Raw genomic sequence first — 18,597 nt, forward strand, 5'->3', positions numbered from 1 at the left:
GGGATGGCCCCTTTTCTGTTCAGCCGGAACGGCTGCGGGAGCCGTCAGTTCGCGGCTTTCCTGCCGGTCAGAGCCTTCCAACGGGCAGCCAGGCCCCACTTGGTGACGTTGATCATGGCCTCAACCACAATGTTGCCGCTCATCTTCGATGCCCCGAGTTCGCGCTCCACAAACGTGATGGGCCGTTCCTCGATGCGCATGCCCATCCGGGCCACCCGCCAAGCGAGGTCCACCTGGAAGCCGTAGCCCACCGAGTCCACCTGGTCCAGGTTCAGCCGCTCCAGGGTGGTCCGCCGGAAGGCACGGTAGCCGCCGGTGACATCCTTGATCTTCAGGCCCAGCATAAGGCGGGCGTAGGTGCTGCCGATCCGGGAAATGGCCTGGCGGTACAGCGGCCAGTTGACCACGCTGCCGCCCGGAACCCAGCGGGATCCCATGGCCAGGTCCGCGCCCTGTTCGATGGCTTCCAGGAGCTGGGGAAGTTGCTCGGGCTGGTGGGAGCCGTCAGCGTCCATCTCCACGAGGACGTCATAGCCCGCCTCGAGGCCCCAGCCGAAGCCGGCGATGTACGCGGCGCCAAGGCCTTCCTTTCCTTTACGGTGCAGGACGTGGACCTGGGCGTCGTCGGCAGCGATGGAGTCGGCGAGCTTGCCGGTGCCGTCAGGGCTGTTGTCATCAACCACCAGCACGTCCGACGACGGGACGGCGGCCCTGAGGCGCTGGAGCGTCTTGGGCAGCGATTCCAGTTCGTTGTAAGTGGGGATGATCGTAAGGACGCGCACAGAGGGCCTTTCCTGGGAGGAGCGGTCAATGCACCAGAGGGTGAGCGGGTCACCGGCGGGCGCAACTACCCATTATAGGGCGGACGGGGCGCCGGTCAGTGACGCAGGGCCGGGCTCGCGAAGAGTTCGACGCCGTTGCTCACCGTCTGCAGGCACGTCGGGTCGGTCCCGGTATCCAGGGCCGGCAGCAACGGCGTCCTGGCGCGGGGATCAGTGCTCCACGACTGGACCCGGCCATCCGCCACCTGCACCATCAACTCTTCGACCTCCCACACCGCGAAACTTGCCGGCGCGCCGGGAACCAGTTGCCCGGCCATAAAGTCGGGATGCCGGGCTGCCCGCCAGCCTGCACGGGTGTGGCCCAGGAACGCTGCGCGGGCGGAGATCCGCTGGTCTGGGTTGTGATGTTCCAGGCAGGCCCGGATGCTGGACCACGGCCGCAAGGGCGTGACCGGGCTGTCGCTGCCGAAACAGACAGGGACTCCCTGTGCGTAGAGGGTGGCGAACGGATTCATTCCCCGGCTCCGCTCCCCCAGCCGCTGTTCGTACAGGCCGCCGGGTCCACCCCAGGCGGCGTCGAACGCCGGCTGTGCGCTGACGGTGACGGCGTATTTAGCCAGCCTCGCCACCGCGGCGGCGTCCACCATTTCCACGTGCTCAAAACGGTGCCCAGCGGCGCGGACCCGCTGCTCGCCCACCTGTTCCGCGGCGAGGTCCAGCGCGTCGAGTGCCGCGTCCAGCCCGGCGTCGCCAATCACATGGAAGCCGCCCTGGATGCCCAGCAGCGAGCACGCGGCCAGGTGCGCCGCGGCTTCGTCCACGCCCAGGTACAGCGTGCCCTGCTCCGCTGAGTCGCTGTAGGCGGAACGGAGCGCCGCCGTCCGGGACCCCAATGAGCCGTCGATGTTCAGGTCACCGGCCAGGCCGCGGATCCCAAAACCGAAGCTGTCCAGGATGCTGCGGGCGTGCGCCTCGGACTCCGCCAGCTCACCCCAGTAGGGCAGCACCTCGGGAACCGCCGGGGCACCTGCGGCTCCTTCATTCCAGGCGGCCGCGATCCGGAGGTCTTCGGCGCCGCCGATGTGCGGGGCTCCCATCTCGGCGACCGCCACGTACCCGTTGGCTGCAGCCTCGGCCAGGGCCCGGGCCTGGTGCTCCCGGAGGGTTGCGGCCGGCAATGCCCTGGTGAACTGCCGGGCCGCTGCGTGCGCGTCCCGGCGGACCCGGGGGCCGCCGTCGAACCCGTCCCTGCCCCGAAGCCCCGCGGACCCGGCCAACGTTGCGGACACCAGGGCGGAGTGGACGTCCACCCGGGCCAGGTACACGGCACGGCCGCCGGCGGCCCGTTCGAGTTCCTCAGCGGTGGGCAGCGTCGCGTCAGCCCACCGCGTTTCATCCCAGCCGTGCCCCAGGACGGTGCCCTGGCCCGGCGCCGCAGCAACGGCCGCCAGCAGTTCAGCCGCCGAGGCGGTACCGCCCAGGGCCAGGGAGCCCAGCGCGATGCCGGTCTCGGTGAGGTGCGCGTGCGAGTCCACGAACCCGGGGTTCACCAAGGCGCCGCGTAGGTCAATGATCTCCATGGAACTGTCCGCGATGGACGTGGCCGCCTGTTCGGAACCCACCCAGGCCACGGTGCCGCCCTCCACCACCATGGCGGTGGCGAAGGGGTCTGCGGCGGTGTAGACGGACCCGTTGCGGTAAAGCACTGCTTTGGGGCGGCCTGCGGACGGGGATTCCGGGGTGGTCATGTAGGGCGGGGCTCCTCAGGGGAAGGGCCGGCGGGCGCCGGCGGACGGGAAAAAGTCAGAGAACGGACGAGTAGGCCACAACGCCCCGGCGGATCAGGGCGATGGCTTCGGCGCACAGCCGGGAAAGCCGGGGCTCCAGGCCGGGGATCTTGGCCAGTTGGTCCAGCAGGTCCACTACCTGCTTGACCCAGCGGACAAAGTCGCCGGCTGCGAGGTCAGTCCCGTTCAGGACCTCCTGCAGGTGCCGGCCGCGGGCCCACTTGTACATGGGCCACACCAGCCCGAGTTCAGGTTCGCCGGTCAGGGGAAGTTTGTTGTCCTCTTCCACGTCCTCCAGGGCGGACCATTCCCGGACCACAAGGTCCACTGACGTCTCCAGTGAGACGCTGGGCATGCGCGGCCGGAGGCCCCGGTCCTCGCGTTTGGCCTGGTAGACCAGGACGCTGGCCAGGGCCGCGACTTCCACGGCATCCAGGTCGTTGAAGGCGCCCAGCCGGAGCGACTGGGAGATGAGGAGGTCCTTTTCGCCGTATATCCGGCGGAGCCGTTGGCCGTCGGGGCTGATGGACAGCCTGCCGTCCGGGGCGCTTTCGAGATAACCGTAGGTGGACAGGACGTCGCAGACACGGTCGAAAGTCTTGGCGATGGTGTTGGTCCGGCCCTGGATCTGCCGGACCAGGCCGTCGGTTTCCCGGCGGAGCTTCCACCAGCGTTCAGCCCAACGGGCGTGGTCCTCACGTTCGCTGCACCCGTGGCAGGGATGCGCGCGGAGCGCGCGGCGCAGTTCCGTGATGCGCTTGTCCTGGTCCGGCAGCGCGGCTGCCCGGCCGAAGTCGTCGTTGCGGGTGTGGCCCGGGGCCAGCGGACGGTTCTCACGGAGCGCGTTCCGGGCGGAGGAGGCCAGGTCGCGGCGGGACTTGGGCACCTTCGCGTTGAACGACTTGGGGATCCTGATCCGCGTGACGGGTGAGATGGGTCCCTCAAGGTCGTCAGTGCCGATCCGGCGCAACTGGTTGTCCAGGGTCAGGACCGCCGGCCGGGGCTCACGGCTGCCGTGGTCCGAACTGAGCACAATCGCCGGGCCGGGCGCCCGCCCACCGGGAACGTCTACTACATCCCCCGGCAGGAGCCGGGCCAGGGAGTCATCGCTCAGGGACTTCCGGTTCCGGTACTTGGATTTGGTGCCGGCGTTCTCCGCGTCGGAAAGTTCCCGGCGCAGGCGCGCGTACTCGGTGAAGTTGCCCAGGTGGCAGGTCATGGACTTGGCATATCCGGCCAGGGACTCTTCCCGGCTCCTGACCTGCTTGGCCAGGCCCACCACTGACCTGTCCGCCTGGAACTGGGCGAAGGAAGACTCCAGGATTTCCCGGGCCCGGGCGCGGCCGAACTGGGCCAGGAGGTTGATGCTCATGTTGTAGGTGGGCCGGAAACTGGAGTTCAGCGGATAGGTGCGCCTGGAGGCCAGGCCTGCGACCGCTGTGGGGTCGGTGCCGGGCTGCCAGAGCACCACTGCATGGCCCTCCACGTCGATGCCGCGGCGGCCCGCACGGCCGGTGAGCTGGGTGTACTCGCCCGCGGTGATGTCCACGTGCGCCTCACCGTTGTACTTATCGAGCTTCTCCAGCACCACGGACCTGGCCGGCATGTTCACGCCCAGCGCGAGGGTTTCGGTGGCAAATACGGCCTTGACCAGTCCGTCCACAAAGAGTTTTTCCACCACTTCCTTGAAGGTGGGGAGCATGCCGGCGTGGTGCGCAGCAAAGCCGCGCAGCAGCCCGTCGCGCCAGGTCCAGAAACCCAGGACATCCAGGTCGTCCGGCGGGATGTCCTGGCCGGCAGCGTCAACCCGCTGGGCGATGACCTGCTGCTCCTGCTCCGTGGTCAGCCACAGCCCCGAGGAGACGCACTGCGCAACGGCGGCGTCACAGCCTGCCCGGGAAAAGATGAACGTGATGGCCGGCAGCAGGTCCATCCGGTCCAGGCTGGCGATCACCTGGGGCCTGCTGGCCCTGCGGACCCCTGGCTCCTGGGCGCCGCGGGCCGGCCGGTCGGAGCCGCCGCGCCGGCCGCGCTGGTTCCGTCCGCCGGAGCCAGGCCTGCTGCGGAAGCCCTGCTGTCCCTCGCTGCGGGCCACGGAGAGGAGTTCGGGGTTCACATCGAAGCCGCTCCCGGGGGCAGCTGCGGTGACGGTCGCCGGAGCGCCGGAGGCGTCCACTGGCGGGGCGATCTCATCAAAGGTGGTCTCGCCGGCGAACAGGTCCACGATCTGGCGGCCCACCATCACGTGCTGCCACAGCGGCACCGGACGGTGCTCGGAAACGATGATGTCCGTGTCGCCTCGGACGGTGTCCAGCCAGGCCCCGAACTCTTCTGCGTTGGAAACAGTTGCGCTCAGGGAGGCGACCTGCACCTCGCTGGGAAGGTGGATGATCACTTCTTCCCAGACGGCGCCGCGGAACCGGTCGGCCAAATAATGGACCTCGTCCATCACCACGTAGCCCAGGTCATCAAGGGTGGCGGAATCCGCGTACAGCATGTTCCGCAGGACTTCGGTGGTCATCACCACCACCGGCGCATCGCCATTGATGCTGGTGTCGCCGGTCAGGAGACCCACGTTTTCGGCGCCGTATTTTTCGCCGAGCTCAGTGAATTTCTGGTTGCTCAGGGCCTTGATGGGTGTGGTGTAGAAGGCTTTCAGCCCGCGCTGGAGGGCCAGGAAGATGGCAAATTCGCCAACGATCGTTTTGCCGGCACCGGTGGGCGCCGCCACCAGCACTCCCCTGCCTTCCTGGAGGGAACGGCAGGCCTGGCGCTGAAAGTCATCGAGTTCGAACTCCAGGGTCCTGGTGAAAGCCCCCAGGTACGTGGCGTTTTCGGCTTGGCGTTCCGCGTTGGCACGGTATCTCTCTGCCGGTGATAACTCGTCAGGATCGGTGGGCCCGGTGGTGGAGAACATGTCCCAAGCCTAGCGGGAGCTTAGAGCTTCTTGAGCTCACTGCCGGGGGTGGCGACGTCCGCGGTGGCGTCCGTCTCAGCGGCGACCTTTGCCTCACGCTTGTCCCTGCGCTTGTCGTTGATGATGCACAGGCCGATGGCGGCGAAGAACAGGATCAGCAGCGGAGCCGCCAGCATCACCATGGACAGCGCGTCCGTGCCGGGTGCGGCCAGGGCGGCGAGGACAAAGACCAGGAAAACAATGATGCGCCAGGCCTTCAGGATGGTGCGGCCGCGGACCACGCCGGCCATGTTGACGCCGACCAGGATCACCGGCACCAGGAAGGAAACCCCCAGGATCAGGAACATCTGCGTGGCAAACGTGAGGTAGTCAGTGGCTGAGACGTTGTTGGCGCCTGTGGTGGGGGTGAACTGAAGGAGGGCCCGAACCACCGTGGGGAAGACCAGCCAGGCGACAAAAACGCCGGCGAGGAACAGCGGTACGGCCGCGGCCATAAATCCCAGCGTGTACCGGCGTTCCTTACCCGTCAGGCCAGGGGTGATAAAAGCCCACACCTGATAGATCCAGACGGGGCTGGAGATGACCAGGCCGATCTGGATGGCAATCTGGATCTTGAACGCGAACGGATCCGCGATGGTCGCGAAGTTCAGGACCGCGGTGCGGCCTGTCTGCTGCGCGATGGTGATGAGCGGTTCAGAGAGGTTGAAGACCACCGGATCGTAAAGGAACCAGCCGGCGATGCCGGCCAGCACCACGGCGATGGCCGACTTGATCAACCGGTTCTTGAGTTCCTTGAGGTGGTCCCAAAGAGCCATCCGGCCTTCCGGATTGGCTTTGCGGCCCTTCTTTTGTGCCACCTTGAACTACGCGCGGGTGGAGGGCGGTACGTCCGTACCGTCAGCGTTGCCGCTGGACGGGGTTTCGGGGCGCGGGTGGTTCACTACCCGGCCTTCGACGGGACCTGAGGCATCGGCGGCGTCGCCGTCAGTCTTGCCGTCGTTCTTCATTTCCTTGACCTCGGACTTGATGATCCGCATCGACTGGCCAAGGCTCCGCGCCATCGCCGGAAGTTTGGGCGCGGCAAAAAGCAGCAGTGCTACAACGATGATGATAACGATGGGCCAGGGGCCATCAAAGAGTCTTCCCATGGGAAATCCTTTCCTCTAAGTACATCCTACTTCGAAGTGAAGTCGAGATCTCCGAGCGCCTGCAGTTGGCCCCGGTCTGTCCTGCGCTGCACCCGGCGGCGCCGCCGTTCTTCCCGGCGTGACGCTTTGGCGGCCTCGTAATCATGTCTCATGATCTCGGGTGAGGCAAAAACAGCGGATCCGGCCGGCATCCGGTCGGGAGCAGGCGCCGGTTCGGGAAGGAACACGGGGCTGATGTGGCCCAGTTTTTCGCCTGCTGCGCCCAGGTCCTTGACCGTGGCCATGAATTTCCGGAACAGCCGGATGCCTAAAAGGAGGAACAGCAGCAGGGCCAGCGCAACAAGCGCCACCCATATTAGAATCCAGGACCACCAAAGCATGGTTTCGAGTCTAGCCGCCGTACCGGGCAAGCGACGCAGCGAGCCATTCCCGGGCCGCGTCGGCCAGGCCTGCCGGTGCCAGGATGCGGGCCTGGCCACCGTGCTGGGCCACAAACATGGGCAGCCACGCCGTGTTGCCGAACTGGATTTCCGCCACCAGGCCGCCGTCGGGAAGTTCCGCGGTACGCGCCGCATGGTATTCATCCGCAAGTCCCCGCCCCTGCCCGGTGAGCTGGACCGTTACGGACGTATCGCCGTCGTTCGCTGCGAACATTCTGCCGGAGCCGGCCACGAGGGCTGTGGCATCCGTGCTGATCGATGTGCCGGTGGGGCGAAGGTCCTGGACCCGGTCGAGGCGGAAGTTCCGGAGCCCGTCCACCAGGTGGCAGTACGCCTCGAAGTACCAGGTGTCGTCCAGCGAGAAGAGCCGCAGCGGGTCCACGTCCCGCTCCGACACGGTGTCGCGCTGGGGTGAGAGGTACGTCAGGTGAAGTTGCGAGCCGGAACTGATGGCGTCCCGGACTGTGGTGTGGACACCGGCATCGGCAGGCGCCATGGCGGGTCCTGCCAGCGACCCCGCCCGGAGCCCGGCTTCGCCGGCTGCCGCCATAAGTTTGAGTGTCACTGATTCCAGGGCTCCTCCCCCGGCCAGTTCCGGCAGGCCGTTGAGGGTCTCCAGCCCGGCCAGCAGGGCGCAGGCTTCCTCCACTGTGAACCGGACCGGCCTGTTCAGGTCCAGGTCCTGGCTGATAAAAACGTGGTCGTCCTCCCACTGGATGTCCAGGAGGTCATCCGGGTATCCGCCGGGGAGCCCGGAACAGATCAGGATCCGCAGGTCGGCCTCGAGTTCCTGGCGGGAGATGCCAAAGTGCCGGGCCACTTCCTGGATGTGCAGTCCTTGATTGTGGACCAGGAACGGGACCAGTTGAAGCATACGTTTGAGCTGGTCCTCGGCTGTTCCTGCCCTGTCCTGCCGGGATCGTGCTCCGGAAAGGGTGAAGAGGGGAACGGGCGCTGCGCTGAAGTCCGCGGCGGCGCGGAGGCGGCGCTGCACCGCCTCAGCGAGTTCCGGCGGGGCAACTGCCACAGCGTCGGGTCCGTAGGAGGCCAGTTCCTCGGCCAGGACTTCGGGGTCGCGGTACGCGAGTGCCAGGCGTTCGTAGTCCGCATCGGGTCCGGCCGGGTGGTCCACATCATTGGTAACGGCCCGTTGCCGCAGGGACAGGAGGCGTCCTGTTCTGACGTCGACGACGGCGGTGCGGCGCGGGAGTTCGGGAAGGAGGTCCAGTTCCTGGCGGATGTTGAAGTCCGCAGGTGGGGTGTACTGCTCCCGTGCCAGGGTTTCCACGGAGCTGGTCAGCCTGGAAAGGCGGAAGTGCCGGGCGGCCTGCCGGGCCCGGTCGAAGCCGATCAGGTACCACTGACCGAACCGGCTGCCCAGTCCCCACGGCTCCACCGTCCGCCGTTCCTCCTGGCCGGTGGAGGCGGCGCGGTACCCGAAGGAGACCGGGTGCCGGGTGTGCATGGCCGCTACGAGGTCGTCAAACGCCTGGCCGGCAGGCTTGATGCGGGGCTGCACACCGGCGGGCAGCTTAATGTCGGCCATCTGGCCGGCCGCCTGAAGTTTCCGCATTGCGCTGCGGGCCGCAGTGCCCAGCGCCGCGCGTTCCCACAACTGGGAGGCAAGGAGCAGCACTGTCCATTCGTCCGGGCTGAACTGGACGTCCGGAAGACGGTTGGATTCCTTGCCGATCCGGTACCGGGTGGTGGCTGGATCGTCTTCGCTCCAGCCCAGGTCCGTCAGGGTTTCAACGTCGAAGCCGAACTGCCGGAGATCGTTTTTATCCCGTTCGAACATGCGGCCGAACGCCACGTCGTTTCCGGTGACGGTGCGGTACACGGTCTCCCGCAGTTCGCTGCGGCGCAGGCCGTACCGGGTGTTGAGAAGGGCGATCAGCAGGTTCAGGAGGCGTTCAGTGCGGGATGCGGACACGGTTGCTACGTTACTCAATGACGGCCCGGAACGCGCAAAGCGCGGCAGCATGTGGACGCAAGGTCCGATCAGCTGCCGCGCTTTACGGTGCCTGCCAGGGTGCCGGGAACCGGCTGACCCGGGCAGGTCAGGGGGCCTTCCGGATCAGCGGACGCCCACCAGGTCAACAACGAAGATCAGGGCTTCGTTGGGCTTGATCGCTCCACCGGCGCCACGTGAGCCGTAAGCAAGCTCGGAAGGGATCTCCAGGCGGCGGCGGCCGCCAACCTTCATGCCCAGCAGGCCCTGGTCCCAGCCCTGGATGACCTGGCCCACGCCAACCCGGAAGTCCAGGGGTGCGCCGCGGCCCCAGGAAGCATCAAACTCTTCGCCGGTGGACCAGGCGACACCCACGTAGTGGGCGGAGACGGTGCTGCCGGCCTGGGCTTCCGGTCCGTCGCCTTCGATCAGGTCCGTGATGACCAGGTCCGTGGGGACGTCGCCCTCGGGGAAATCGATCTCGGGCTTCTGGCGGTCGAAATCACGCTGTCCAAAGGACATGGTTGCTCCTTGTCGTTGGTGCTTACTGGTGGGATGCCACGGAGGAATCCCGTGCTCCGGTCTTAAATGTTGTTACTTGACGCCCAGAATGTCCACTACGAAGACCAGGTCGCCCTTGGCTTCGCCCTGGCCTGCGTCACCGTACGCCAGGTCCTTGGGGATCACCAGCAGGACGCGGGAACCCACCGTTTTACCGGCGAGGCCCTGGGTCCAGCCCTTGATGACCTGCTGCAGCGAGAACGGTGTGGGCTTGCCGCGGTCATAGCTGGAATCGAATTTGGTGCCGCCCACGAGGGTGACGCCCACGTAGTTCGCCGTCACTGTGTCGGTTTCCTTGACGGTGGCACCGGTGCCCTTGATGAGGTCCTGGGAAATGAGCTCCGTGGGAGCTGCGACGCCGTCAACGTTGATCTCCGGGACGCCGTCGCCGTTTTCCTTCACCGTCGGCAGCCCGGCCGGCGGGGTAATGGTTTCACCCTCCGGCTTTTCGAGGACCGGGGCAACCTCGGTGGTGGAGATGACCTTGATCACCAGCAGCTGGGTGGGCTGCGCCGGGGCACCCGCGGTGCCGGCCTGGCCGGGGACGGCGAGGGCGATGCTGGAGCCAACCTTGGCCCCAACGATTGCGTTGTAAACCAGCTCGCTGCCGGTTTTCAGTTCATCGTTGAGCTCGAGTGCTTCCGGCTCAGCGGGGAAGGTGTCTTCCAGGGTTGCCCCGTCTTCGCCGTTGATGGCGAGGATGGACAGGTTGGCGATCTGGTTGGCCTTGACGGCGTCACCGCTGCCCTCGGTAACCAGCTTGGCGGTGGGTTCCGTGACCGCGAGGGGCTTGTCGAATTCGACGCCCGGGGCTTTTTTGTCACCGTTTTCGGTCAGTTTGAGGGAGTCGAACTTTGCAGTCTCGCCAGCGGACTGGCTGGTGGGCTCCGGTTCACCGGTACCGCCGCAGGCAGTCAGCAGCAGCAGGCCGGGAAGGAGGATTGCTAGTAGTCGGCGCACGTTGGAAACTTTCGTCGGGGCAGGGTGGGGGCGACACGCCGCTTGCAGCGGCCGTTATCGCGGCAGCCCAAATAATGGGCCTTTTCAAGAATAGCCCGGAAAGCTGGGTGTCAGCCCATAGACTCCAGCAGCGCATCCACGCGTTCGTCCACGCTCCGGAACGGATCCTTGCACAGGATGGTCTGGTGCGCCCGGTCGTTGAGTTTCAGATGGACCCAGTCCACCGTGTAGTCGCGGCCCAGTTCCTGGGCGCGCCGCACGAAGTCACCGCGGAGCTTGGCACGCGTTGTCTGCGGCGGCGCGTCCACCGCGTCCTTGATCACGGTGTCATCCACCATCCGGCGGACGGCGCCGCGGGACTGAAGCAGGTAATAGAGTCCCCGGGTACGGGAGATGTCGTGATACGTCAGGTCCAGTTGCGCGATGCGCGGAGCGTCCAGGCTCAAACTGTGCCGGTTCCGGTAGCTGTCCATCAGCTTCTTTTTGATGGCCCAGTCGATTTCCGTGTCGATCCCCCGGTGGTCGCCGGACTCGATGGCCTTCAGCGTCCGCTCCCACAGGTCGAGGATCAGCGGGACGTGCGGGTTGTGGGCGCCATGCTCCCGGACGAACGCCGTCACTTTGGTGAGGTATTCCTGCTGGATCTCCAGGGCGGTCAACTGGCGCCCGTTGGCCAGCCGGACCAGCGCGCGGCCACTGAGGTCGTGGGAGATCTCCCGGATGCTGCGGATGGGGTTTTCCATCCGCATGTCCCGCATGATCACCCCGGCCTCCACCATGCGCAGCACCAGGTCCACCGTGCCCACCTTCATCAGGGCGGTGGTTTCGGACATGTTGGAGTCGCCTACGATAACGTGGAGGCGGCGGTAGAACTCGGCGTCCGCGTGCGGTTCGTCCCGGGTGTTGATGATGGGCCGGGACCGGGTGGTGGCGGAGGAAACGCCTTCCCAGATGTGGTCTGCCCGCTGGGAGAAGGCGTAGGTCGCCCCGTGCGGTGTCTTGAGGATCTTCCCGGCACCGGCGATGAGTTGGCGCGTGACAAGGAAGGGGATGAGGATCTCGGCAAGCCGGGAGAACTCGCCGCGGCGCGGGATGAGGTAGTTCTCGTGGCTGCCATAGGAGTTGCCGGCGGAGTCGGTGTTGTTTTTGAACAAGTAGACGGTGCCGTTGAACCCTTCCGCAGCGAGGCGGGCCTGCGCTTCGTCCACCAGGTCATCGAGAATGAGTTCGCCGGCACGGTCGTGGGCGATCAGCTGGGCCAGGTCGTCGCATTCCGCGGTGGCGTACTCAGGGTGGGACCCCACATCGAGGTACAGCCGGGACCCATTGGTGAGGAAGACATTGGAGGAACGGCCCCAGGACACCACCTTGCGGAAGAGGTACCGGGCCACCTCTTCGGGGGCCAGCGGCCTCGAGTCGGGGCTTGAATACGAGATGCCGAATTCGGTTTCGATGCCGAAGATCCTCTTGTCCATCTGTCCTCCTAGGTCAGCAGTGCGGCGATGTCGGCGTCGTTGAGCCGTCGGAAGGCCCGCCGCGCGCCGCGTGTTGCCTCCGAATGCCGGTCCAGGACTGCAACTTCCAGGGCGCCGGCAGGCAGCGGCGCTGCGGCACCCGCTGGTTCAGCGGCCCCAGCCGCCGGCCGGACCAGCCCGCCCATGGCGAGGCGGACTGCCTCGGCCAGGGTCAGCGAGGTCCGCCAGCCGTCCTCGATGGCGGCGGAGACTTTGTCCGCCTGGCCGCCCATGACCACAAAACGGTGCTCGTCGGCGATGGACCCGTCGAACGTCAGCCGGTACAGGTGGTCGCCTTCCTGGCTGGCTCCGACTTCCGCCACCGCAAGTTCAACCTCGAAGGGTTTCTGTTCTGTGGTGAAGACGGCGCCGAGGCTTTGCGCGTAAACGCTGGCCAGGCCCCTGGCGGTGACGTCCTCGCGGTCGTAGGAGTATCCCCGGACGTCTGCGTAGCGGACACCCGCCTGGCGGAGGCTTTCGAATTCGTTGTATTTCCCTACGGCGGCGAACGCGATTTTGTCGTAGATCTCGCCGATTTTGTGCAGTGACGGGGAGGGGTTTTCCGCGACGAGAGCTATCCCTTCGCCACAGCTGATGACCACCACGGACCTGCCACGGGCGATGCCCTTCCGCGCGAAGTCGGCGCGGTCCTTCATGAGTTGTTCGGGTGAGACGTAGAACTGCTGTGTCATCTCAGGCCTCCCGTCCGGCGATGGTGCGTGCCTCGATGACAGCCCTCGCGGCCGCCCCGAGCTCTTCGTCGGGAACCCGTCGGGTACCGGTGCTGTCAACGGTGTAGACCACAGGCCACAACTGGCGGACGGTGTCAGGCCCGCCCGTGGCTGAGTCGTCGTCGGCGGCGTCGTAGAGAGCCTCGACCGCTACGGCCAAGGCTTCGGCGGCGGTGAGATTGGGCCGCCACAGCTTTTTCAGGGCGCCACGGGCAAAGACGGACCCGGAACCCACGGTGTGGTGTTCGTGTTCCTCGTACCGGCCGCCCGTGACATCGTAGGAGAACAGCCGGCCCGCGTTGGCGCCGGTATCGAATCCGGCGAAGAGCGGCACTACCGCCAAGCCCTGCATGGCCAGCGGCAGGTTGCCGCGGATCATCGCGCCGAGCCGGTTGGCTTTGCCCTCAAGGCTGAGGAGTGTTCCCTCGATTTTTTCGTAGTGCTCCAACTCAACCTGGAACAGCCGGGTCAGGTCAATGGCAATGCCCGCGGTGCCGGCGATCCCGAGGACCGAGAACCGGTCAGCGGGGAACACCTTTTCAATGTGCCGGCTGGCAATGACGTTGCCCATGGTGGCCCTGCGGTCCCCCGCCATCAACACGCCGCCCGCGTAGCCCATGGCCACGATGGTGGTGGCGTGCGGGACCTGGAGCGGCGCTGTCACGGCGGCCCCGGTCGGGAGGGCCCGCATGAACGGCAGGAGTTCGGGCCGTTCACGCTGGAGGTGTTCGGTAAAGGACGAGGTGGCGTAGGCGGCTACCTTGTTGGCGGTTGATTCCTGCACTCATGCACTCCTTGAACGTGGTCCTTCGACGTCGCTTCAGATTCCGGCCGTCCGGGGCTTCCGCCACCTGGGTGCTGCGGCTACTGGCCGCCCTTTTGGACAAACGCGCGGACGAATTCCTCGGCGTTGGATTCCAGGACGCCGTCGATCTCGTCGAGGAGGTCATCCACGCCTTCGGTCGAGGCTGACGCCTGCGCTTCGGGCGGTGCCGGCGGCGCCTCGGGGATGTCTTCGTCGACTTGGCTGTCCCGCGACTGCGGCTGCTGCTGCTCCTGGCCTGCCATGATGTTTCCTTCCAATATTCAGTCTTTGGATCCGGCGGATCCTCCGATATGCCCATCCTGCCACGGGCCGCACCTCCCGGCGTGGTTTACGCCGCAGGCGGAGCGGTGGTGTGTCCCAGCAGTTCAGCGAGGAATGGACCCGCTTCCCGGTGGCGGGCAAACAGCCCGCCGGTGAGCGCCCTGGTGCCCCGCAGCGGTTCCCGGGTGGGGACACGCTGCAGCCGGCCGTAGCCGGGGACATCGAAGATCACGGAGTCCCAGCTGGCCCCCACCACGTCCTTGCCGAACGTGCTGACGCACCGGCCGCGGAAGAACGCACGTGTATCCGGTGGTGGCTCCGTCATTGCCGCCGCGATGGCAGCATCCGGGGTGATCCGCTGCATCCGGTCCCGTGCCAGCAGGCGGTGGTACAGGCCCTTCTCCGGCCGGATGTCTGCCCACTGCAGGTCCACCAGGCCAAGCCTGGCATCGTTCCAGTCGAGCCCGTCACGCTGCCGGTATCCGTCCAGGAGGGAGAGTTTGCCCAGCCATTCGACCGATGAGGCGGCAGCTGCCCGGTCGGTGTCCAGTTGCGTCAGGACGGTGGCCCAGCGTTCCAGCACGCCGTGGGTGTGTCCGTCGCCGTCCACCGGATCGGCGACGCCGGTATCCTGGGCCAGTTTGGCGGCGGCTTCGTGATACATCCACTGCAGGTCAAGGGCGCTGACGCGCCGGCCGTCGATGAGCCGCAGTTTGCCGGTGAGGCCGGTGTCGTGGCTGACCGCCTGCAGGGCGGCCACGGGTTCGTAGACCTCCACTTTGGGCGCGAGGCCCGCTTCGATCAGGCTCAGGACCATCGCCGTGGTGCCGAACTTCAGGTAGTTGGCCACCTGGGAAAGGTTGGCGTCCCCGATGATGACGTGCAGGCGCCGGTATTTGTCGGCGGTGGCGTGCGGTTCGTCGCGGGTGTTGATGATGGGCCTGCGGATGGTGGTTTCCAGTCCCACTTCCGCTTCGAAGAAGTCGGCCCGCTGGCTGATCTGGTAGCCGGCGGCCGAGTTGTCCTGTCCCAGTCCCACCCGGCCTGCGCCGCACATGATCTGGCGCGTGACGAAAAAGGGTGTCAGTCCGCGGACAATGTCACCGAAGGGCACGGACCGGGGCATCAAATAGTTTTCGTGGGAACCGTAGGAAACGGATTTGTTGTCCGTGTTGTTTTTGTAGAGGTTCACGGGGGGCAGTTCGGGATCCGCTGCGAGGCGCCGCACGGTGGCCAGCGCCACGAGGTCCCCGGCCGCATCCCAGGTCACGGCGTCCAGCGGGTTGGTTACTTCGGGGCTGGAGTACTCGGGGTGCGCGTGGTCAACGTAGAGCCGGGCGCCGTTCCCCAGGACCATATTCATCAGAAGGGTGCCTGATTCGTCCTGTCCGTCCAGTTCGAGTTCCTCCCGGCCGTACGCCAGGGCCACGGCCTCGGCGTCCAGCACGGGAGGCTGGTCCGTCAGCTGGCTCGGGTGTGCCGCGCCGCGGTCAACAGTCCAGCCGCGGGCGTCGTGCAGCGGTTCCTCGTCCGTGTAGTCCCAGCGGGTTTCGGCCCCGCCTGCCGCACGCTGCCGGGTCACCTGTGCGTAGGCCTGGACCACCCTGGCGCTCATCATGGTGGCATTGGCTGACGGTGCGGTGGGCGCGTGGATGCCATATTCGGTTTCCGAGCCCATGACCCGCATGGCCCCGCCGGCCGGGAGCGCTCCCCCGCCGACGGGTTCCGGTGCAGCCGTCACAGATATTGTCCTGTGCTGGGCATCGTTTCGATGGACTTGCCGGGCTCCTGGCCGGCTTTGCCCTGGACGATGGTGCGGATGTAGGTGATCCGCTCGCCCTTCTTGCCGGAGATCCGGGCCCAGTCATCCGGGTTGGTGGTGTTGGGCATGTCCTCGTGCTCACGGAACTCATCAACGACGGCCCGCAGGAGGTGCTCGATGCGGAGCCCCTTCTGCTGGGTGGTCAGGAGGTCCTTGATGGCGTACTTCTTGGCGCGGTCCACCACGTTCTGCACCACGGCGCCCGAGTTGAAGTCCTTGAAGTACAGCATCTCGGTATCGCCGTTGGCGTACGTGACTTCCAGGAACTCGTTGGACTTGTCGGTGGAGTACATCGCTTCCACGGTGCGCTGCACCATGGCGTCCACGGTGGCCTGGATGTCGCCGCCGTACTCCGCCAGGTCAGACACGTGGAACGGCAGGTCCGGGGTGATGTATTTGTTGAAGATGTCCGCGGCGGCCTCGGCGTCAGGGCGCTGGATCTTGACCTTGACGTCGAGCCGGCCCGGCCGAAGGATGGCGGGGTCGATCATGTCCTCGCGGTTGGACGCGCCGATCACAATCACGTTGTCCAGCCGCTCGACGCCGTCGATCTCGCTGAGGAGCTGCGGAACGATGGTGGTCTCGACGTCGGAGGAAATGCCGGTGCCGCGGGTGCGGAACAGCGAATCCATTTCGTCGAAGAAAACAACAACGGGGCTGCCATCCGATGCCTTCTCGCGCGCCCGGGCAAAGATCAGCCGGATGTGGCGTTCCGTTTCGCCCACATACTTGTCCAGCAGCTCGGGGCCTTTGATGTTCAGGAAGTAGCTCTTCAAGTCAACGTTGCCGGACCGTTCGGCGGCGCGGGCGGCCAGCGAATTGGCCACGGCTTTGGCGATGAGGGTCTTGCCGCAGCCTGGCGGGCCGTAGAGCAGGATGCCCTTGGGCGCCTTCAGGCCGTGCTCGCGGTAGAGGTCCGGGTGCAGGAACGGAAGTTCCACCGCGTCCCGGATCTGCTCGATTTGGGGTCCCAGGCCGCCGATGTCCTCGTACGTGATGTCCGGGACCTCTTCGAGGACCAGGTTTTCCACTTCGGAGCGCGGCACCTTTTCCAGGGCATACCCGGTGCGGGAGTCGATGGACAAGGCGTCGCCCACCCGGAGCTTCTGGGCCAGCAAGGCACCGGAAAGGCGCACCACACGTTCTTCGTCGGCGCGTCCCACCACCAAGGCCCGGTCGGTGCCCAGCATCTCCTTGAGGGTGGCCAGCTCCCCGGCACGCTCGTAGCCGAGCCCGGCAACCACCAGGAGGGCCTCGTTGAGCAGGACCTCCTGGCCCACTGCCAGCTGGTTCATGTTGACCAGCGGGCTGACACCCACCCGCATCTTGCGGCCGGCGTTGAAGATGTCCACCGACTCCTCGGTGGCCGCCTGCCCGCTGTTGCCCTGGGAGGCTTGCTTTTTGGGATTGAGTTGAAGGATGGTGCCGAAGCTGTACGGCGGCTGCCCTTCCTGGTCCAACGCGTTTTTCAGCCGGATGATCTCGGCTTTCGCGGCTTCCAGCATGGCCACCAGCTTGGTGTTGTTCTGCGATGCCGCAGCCAACTGCCTGTCGATGTGCCTGAGCTTGTCCCGGAGGATGTTGACCTGGCGGTCTGCAACCGAGAGGTCGTTGGCGGCAGACTGCTCTGCCGGTGTACGTCCGGAGTCCTGGTTCGGCGTCTCCATGATGTATCAGCCCCTTCCTGCGCTTCCCTTACGACACTAGTCCCAAGATGGCAGGTAGGGGTGGAGGCTCCCGAAATGTGGACTAGTTCGTGACCTCCGGAGCGTCCTTGACGTGGGTGCCGGCGATGGCATCGCGGGCGGCGCGGCGGAGCTTCTTATCCGAAACCAGCCGCTCGCCCACAGCGCCGGGGGTCCAGGCGTTGACGTCTTCAGCGTTGAATTCGGTTTTGGACGGTCGCCGTTTGACGGAGATGCCCGTGACGCCGTCCGCAAGGCGGCGCGTGACCAGCAGGAAGCCGGTGTGCGCCACCATCCGGTGGTCAGGGCGGACTGCCAGGCCCTCGAGGTGCCAGCCGCGGACCATGGATTCCCAGGCGTCCGGTGCGGTGAAGCGGCCGTCGGCACGGATGGCCTCCGCGGTCCTGGACAGCTGCGTGACGGTGGCCACGTAATTGATCCATACTCCGCCGGGGGCCAGGACCGTGGCGACCGCGTCCAGGCATTCCCAGGGAGCGAGCATGTCCAGGACCACGCGGTCCACGGAACCCGGAGCCTCGCTGCGGACCACTTCCTCCTGGAAGTCACCCAGCGAAATCTGCCAGGCCGGGTGCGGCCCGCCGAAGATGGTTTCGACGTTGCCGCGGGCAATGTCCGCGAATTCCTCACGTCGCTCGAAGGAATGCAGGTAGCCATTGTCACCTACTGCACGGAGCAGCGAAATGGACAGCGCCCCGGAGCCCACGCCGGCTTCCACCACGCGGGCGCCCGGAAAGATATCGGCCATGGTGACAATCTGGCCTGCATCCTTGGGGTACACCACAGCGGCACCGCGGGGCATGGACAGCACAAAGTCGGACAGCAGCGGCCGGAGCGTCTGGTACTGCTGGCCCACGTTGTTCACCACCACGGAGCCGTCCGCCTGGCCGATGATCTCATCGTGGTTGAGGAAGCCGCGGTGGGTGTGGAACGCGCCACCCGTTTCCAGGGTGACGGTGTTCATGCGGCCACGTTCGTCCGTCAGCTGGACGCGTTCGCCTTCGCGAAAAGGGCCCCGGCGGCGGGCCGCACCGGCCGGCTGCGAGCCGCCGCCGGCAGCGCCGGGCTGGGCTGCTGCTGTGGCTTCGTTGACGGCAGATTCGCTGCTCATGGAATTCCTCACTCCTTGTAAACCTTTGGCGCCGCTGCGGGGACGTCCCTCACCGGGACCTGCCGTGGCGATGCACCGACCGG

At 66.3% G+C, this 18,597-nt stretch carries 16 protein-coding genes; all 16 read right to left on the minus strand.

Annotated features, from left to right (window positions below; translation table 11 throughout):
- Nucleotides 1-44: 44 nt before the first annotated feature.
- The 16 genes from ACU18_RS16375 to ACU18_RS16450 all read right to left on the minus strand — a co-directional run bounded on the left by ACU18_RS16375 (nucleotide 45) and on the right by ACU18_RS16450 (nucleotide 18,514).
- The gene (locus ACU18_RS16375; RefSeq protein ID WP_050687300.1) at nucleotides 45-782 is read right to left on the minus strand and encodes a polyprenol monophosphomannose synthase; all 738 of its coding nucleotides are present in this window, start codon (nucleotides 780-782) and stop codon (nucleotides 45-47) included.
- 95 nt (nucleotides 783-877) lie between these two features.
- Nucleotides 878-2,530, minus strand: coding sequence for an amidohydrolase (locus ACU18_RS16380; protein ID WP_050687302.1), 1,653 nt, complete (start codon nucleotides 2,528-2,530; stop codon nucleotides 878-880).
- 55 nt (nucleotides 2,531-2,585) lie between these two features.
- Complete coding sequence (locus ACU18_RS16385) at nucleotides 2,586-5,486, minus strand: DEAD/DEAH box helicase (RefSeq protein WP_050687304.1); 2,901 nt, start codon at nucleotides 5,484-5,486, stop codon at nucleotides 2,586-2,588.
- Nucleotides 5,487-5,506: 20 nt separating this feature from the next.
- Nucleotides 5,507-6,301 (minus strand): twin-arginine translocase subunit TatC, encoded by a 795-nt coding sequence (gene tatC / locus ACU18_RS16390; RefSeq protein ID WP_050687408.1) that lies wholly within the window; start codon nucleotides 6,299-6,301, stop codon nucleotides 5,507-5,509.
- 48 nt (nucleotides 6,302-6,349) lie between these two features.
- Entirely contained in the window at nucleotides 6,350-6,634 is a 285-nt protein-coding gene (gene tatA, locus ACU18_RS16395) for a Sec-independent protein translocase subunit TatA (RefSeq protein WP_050687306.1), read from the minus strand.
- 26 nt (nucleotides 6,635-6,660) lie between these two features.
- Nucleotides 6,661-7,014: a hypothetical protein gene (locus tag ACU18_RS16400; protein WP_050687308.1), complete on the minus strand. Its 354-nt coding sequence runs from the start codon at nucleotides 7,012-7,014 to the stop codon at nucleotides 6,661-6,663.
- A gap of 10 nt (nucleotides 7,015-7,024) precedes the next feature.
- On the minus strand, nucleotides 7,025-9,007 hold the full coding sequence (locus tag ACU18_RS16405) for a helix-turn-helix transcriptional regulator (RefSeq protein ID WP_197273609.1): 1,983 nt from the start codon (nucleotides 9,005-9,007) through the stop codon (nucleotides 7,025-7,027).
- Nucleotides 9,008-9,151: 144 nt separating this feature from the next.
- Nucleotides 9,152-9,547: an FKBP-type peptidyl-prolyl cis-trans isomerase gene (locus ACU18_RS16410; protein ID WP_050687312.1), complete on the minus strand. Its 396-nt coding sequence runs from the start codon at nucleotides 9,545-9,547 to the stop codon at nucleotides 9,152-9,154.
- 72 nt (nucleotides 9,548-9,619) lie between these two features.
- Complete coding sequence (locus tag ACU18_RS16415; protein ID WP_050687314.1) at nucleotides 9,620-10,546, minus strand: FKBP-type peptidyl-prolyl cis-trans isomerase; 927 nt, start codon at nucleotides 10,544-10,546, stop codon at nucleotides 9,620-9,622.
- Between the two features lie 110 nt (nucleotides 10,547-10,656).
- Nucleotides 10,657-12,021 carry a Pup--protein ligase gene (pafA, locus tag ACU18_RS16420; RefSeq protein WP_050687316.1) on the minus strand — a complete coding sequence of 455 codons (1,365 nt, stop codon included), beginning with the start codon at nucleotides 12,019-12,021 and terminating at the stop codon, nucleotides 10,657-10,659.
- Between the two features lie 8 nt (nucleotides 12,022-12,029).
- Nucleotides 12,030-12,752 carry a proteasome subunit alpha gene (prcA, locus tag ACU18_RS16425; protein ID WP_050687317.1) on the minus strand — a complete coding sequence of 241 codons (723 nt, stop codon included), beginning with the start codon at nucleotides 12,750-12,752 and terminating at the stop codon, nucleotides 12,030-12,032.
- Between the two features lies 1 nt (nucleotide 12,753).
- The gene (prcB, locus tag ACU18_RS16430; RefSeq protein WP_050687320.1) at nucleotides 12,754-13,575 is read right to left on the minus strand and encodes a proteasome subunit beta; all 822 of its coding nucleotides are present in this window, start codon (nucleotides 13,573-13,575) and stop codon (nucleotides 12,754-12,756) included.
- 80 nt (nucleotides 13,576-13,655) lie between these two features.
- The gene (locus tag ACU18_RS16435; protein ID WP_015937113.1) at nucleotides 13,656-13,859 is read right to left on the minus strand and encodes a ubiquitin-like protein Pup; all 204 of its coding nucleotides are present in this window, start codon (nucleotides 13,857-13,859) and stop codon (nucleotides 13,656-13,658) included.
- Nucleotides 13,860-13,945: 86 nt separating this feature from the next.
- Nucleotides 13,946-15,565, minus strand: a complete 1,620-nt coding sequence (gene dop / locus ACU18_RS16440; RefSeq protein ID WP_157407797.1) for a depupylase/deamidase Dop — start codon at nucleotides 15,563-15,565, stop codon at nucleotides 13,946-13,948.
- A gap of 50 nt (nucleotides 15,566-15,615) precedes the next feature.
- Nucleotides 15,616-17,367: a proteasome ATPase gene (gene arc / locus ACU18_RS16445; RefSeq protein WP_050687322.1), complete on the minus strand. Its 1,752-nt coding sequence runs from the start codon at nucleotides 17,365-17,367 to the stop codon at nucleotides 15,616-15,618.
- 82 nt (nucleotides 17,368-17,449) lie between these two features.
- Nucleotides 17,450-18,514 (minus strand): tRNA (adenine-N1)-methyltransferase, encoded by a 1,065-nt coding sequence (locus ACU18_RS16450; RefSeq protein WP_050687323.1) that lies wholly within the window; start codon nucleotides 18,512-18,514, stop codon nucleotides 17,450-17,452.
- Between the last annotated feature and the right edge of the window lie 83 nt (nucleotides 18,515-18,597).

Source organism: Arthrobacter sp. ZBG10 (assembly GCF_001238605.1).
GTDB lineage: Bacteria > Actinomycetota > Actinomycetes > Actinomycetales > Micrococcaceae > Arthrobacter.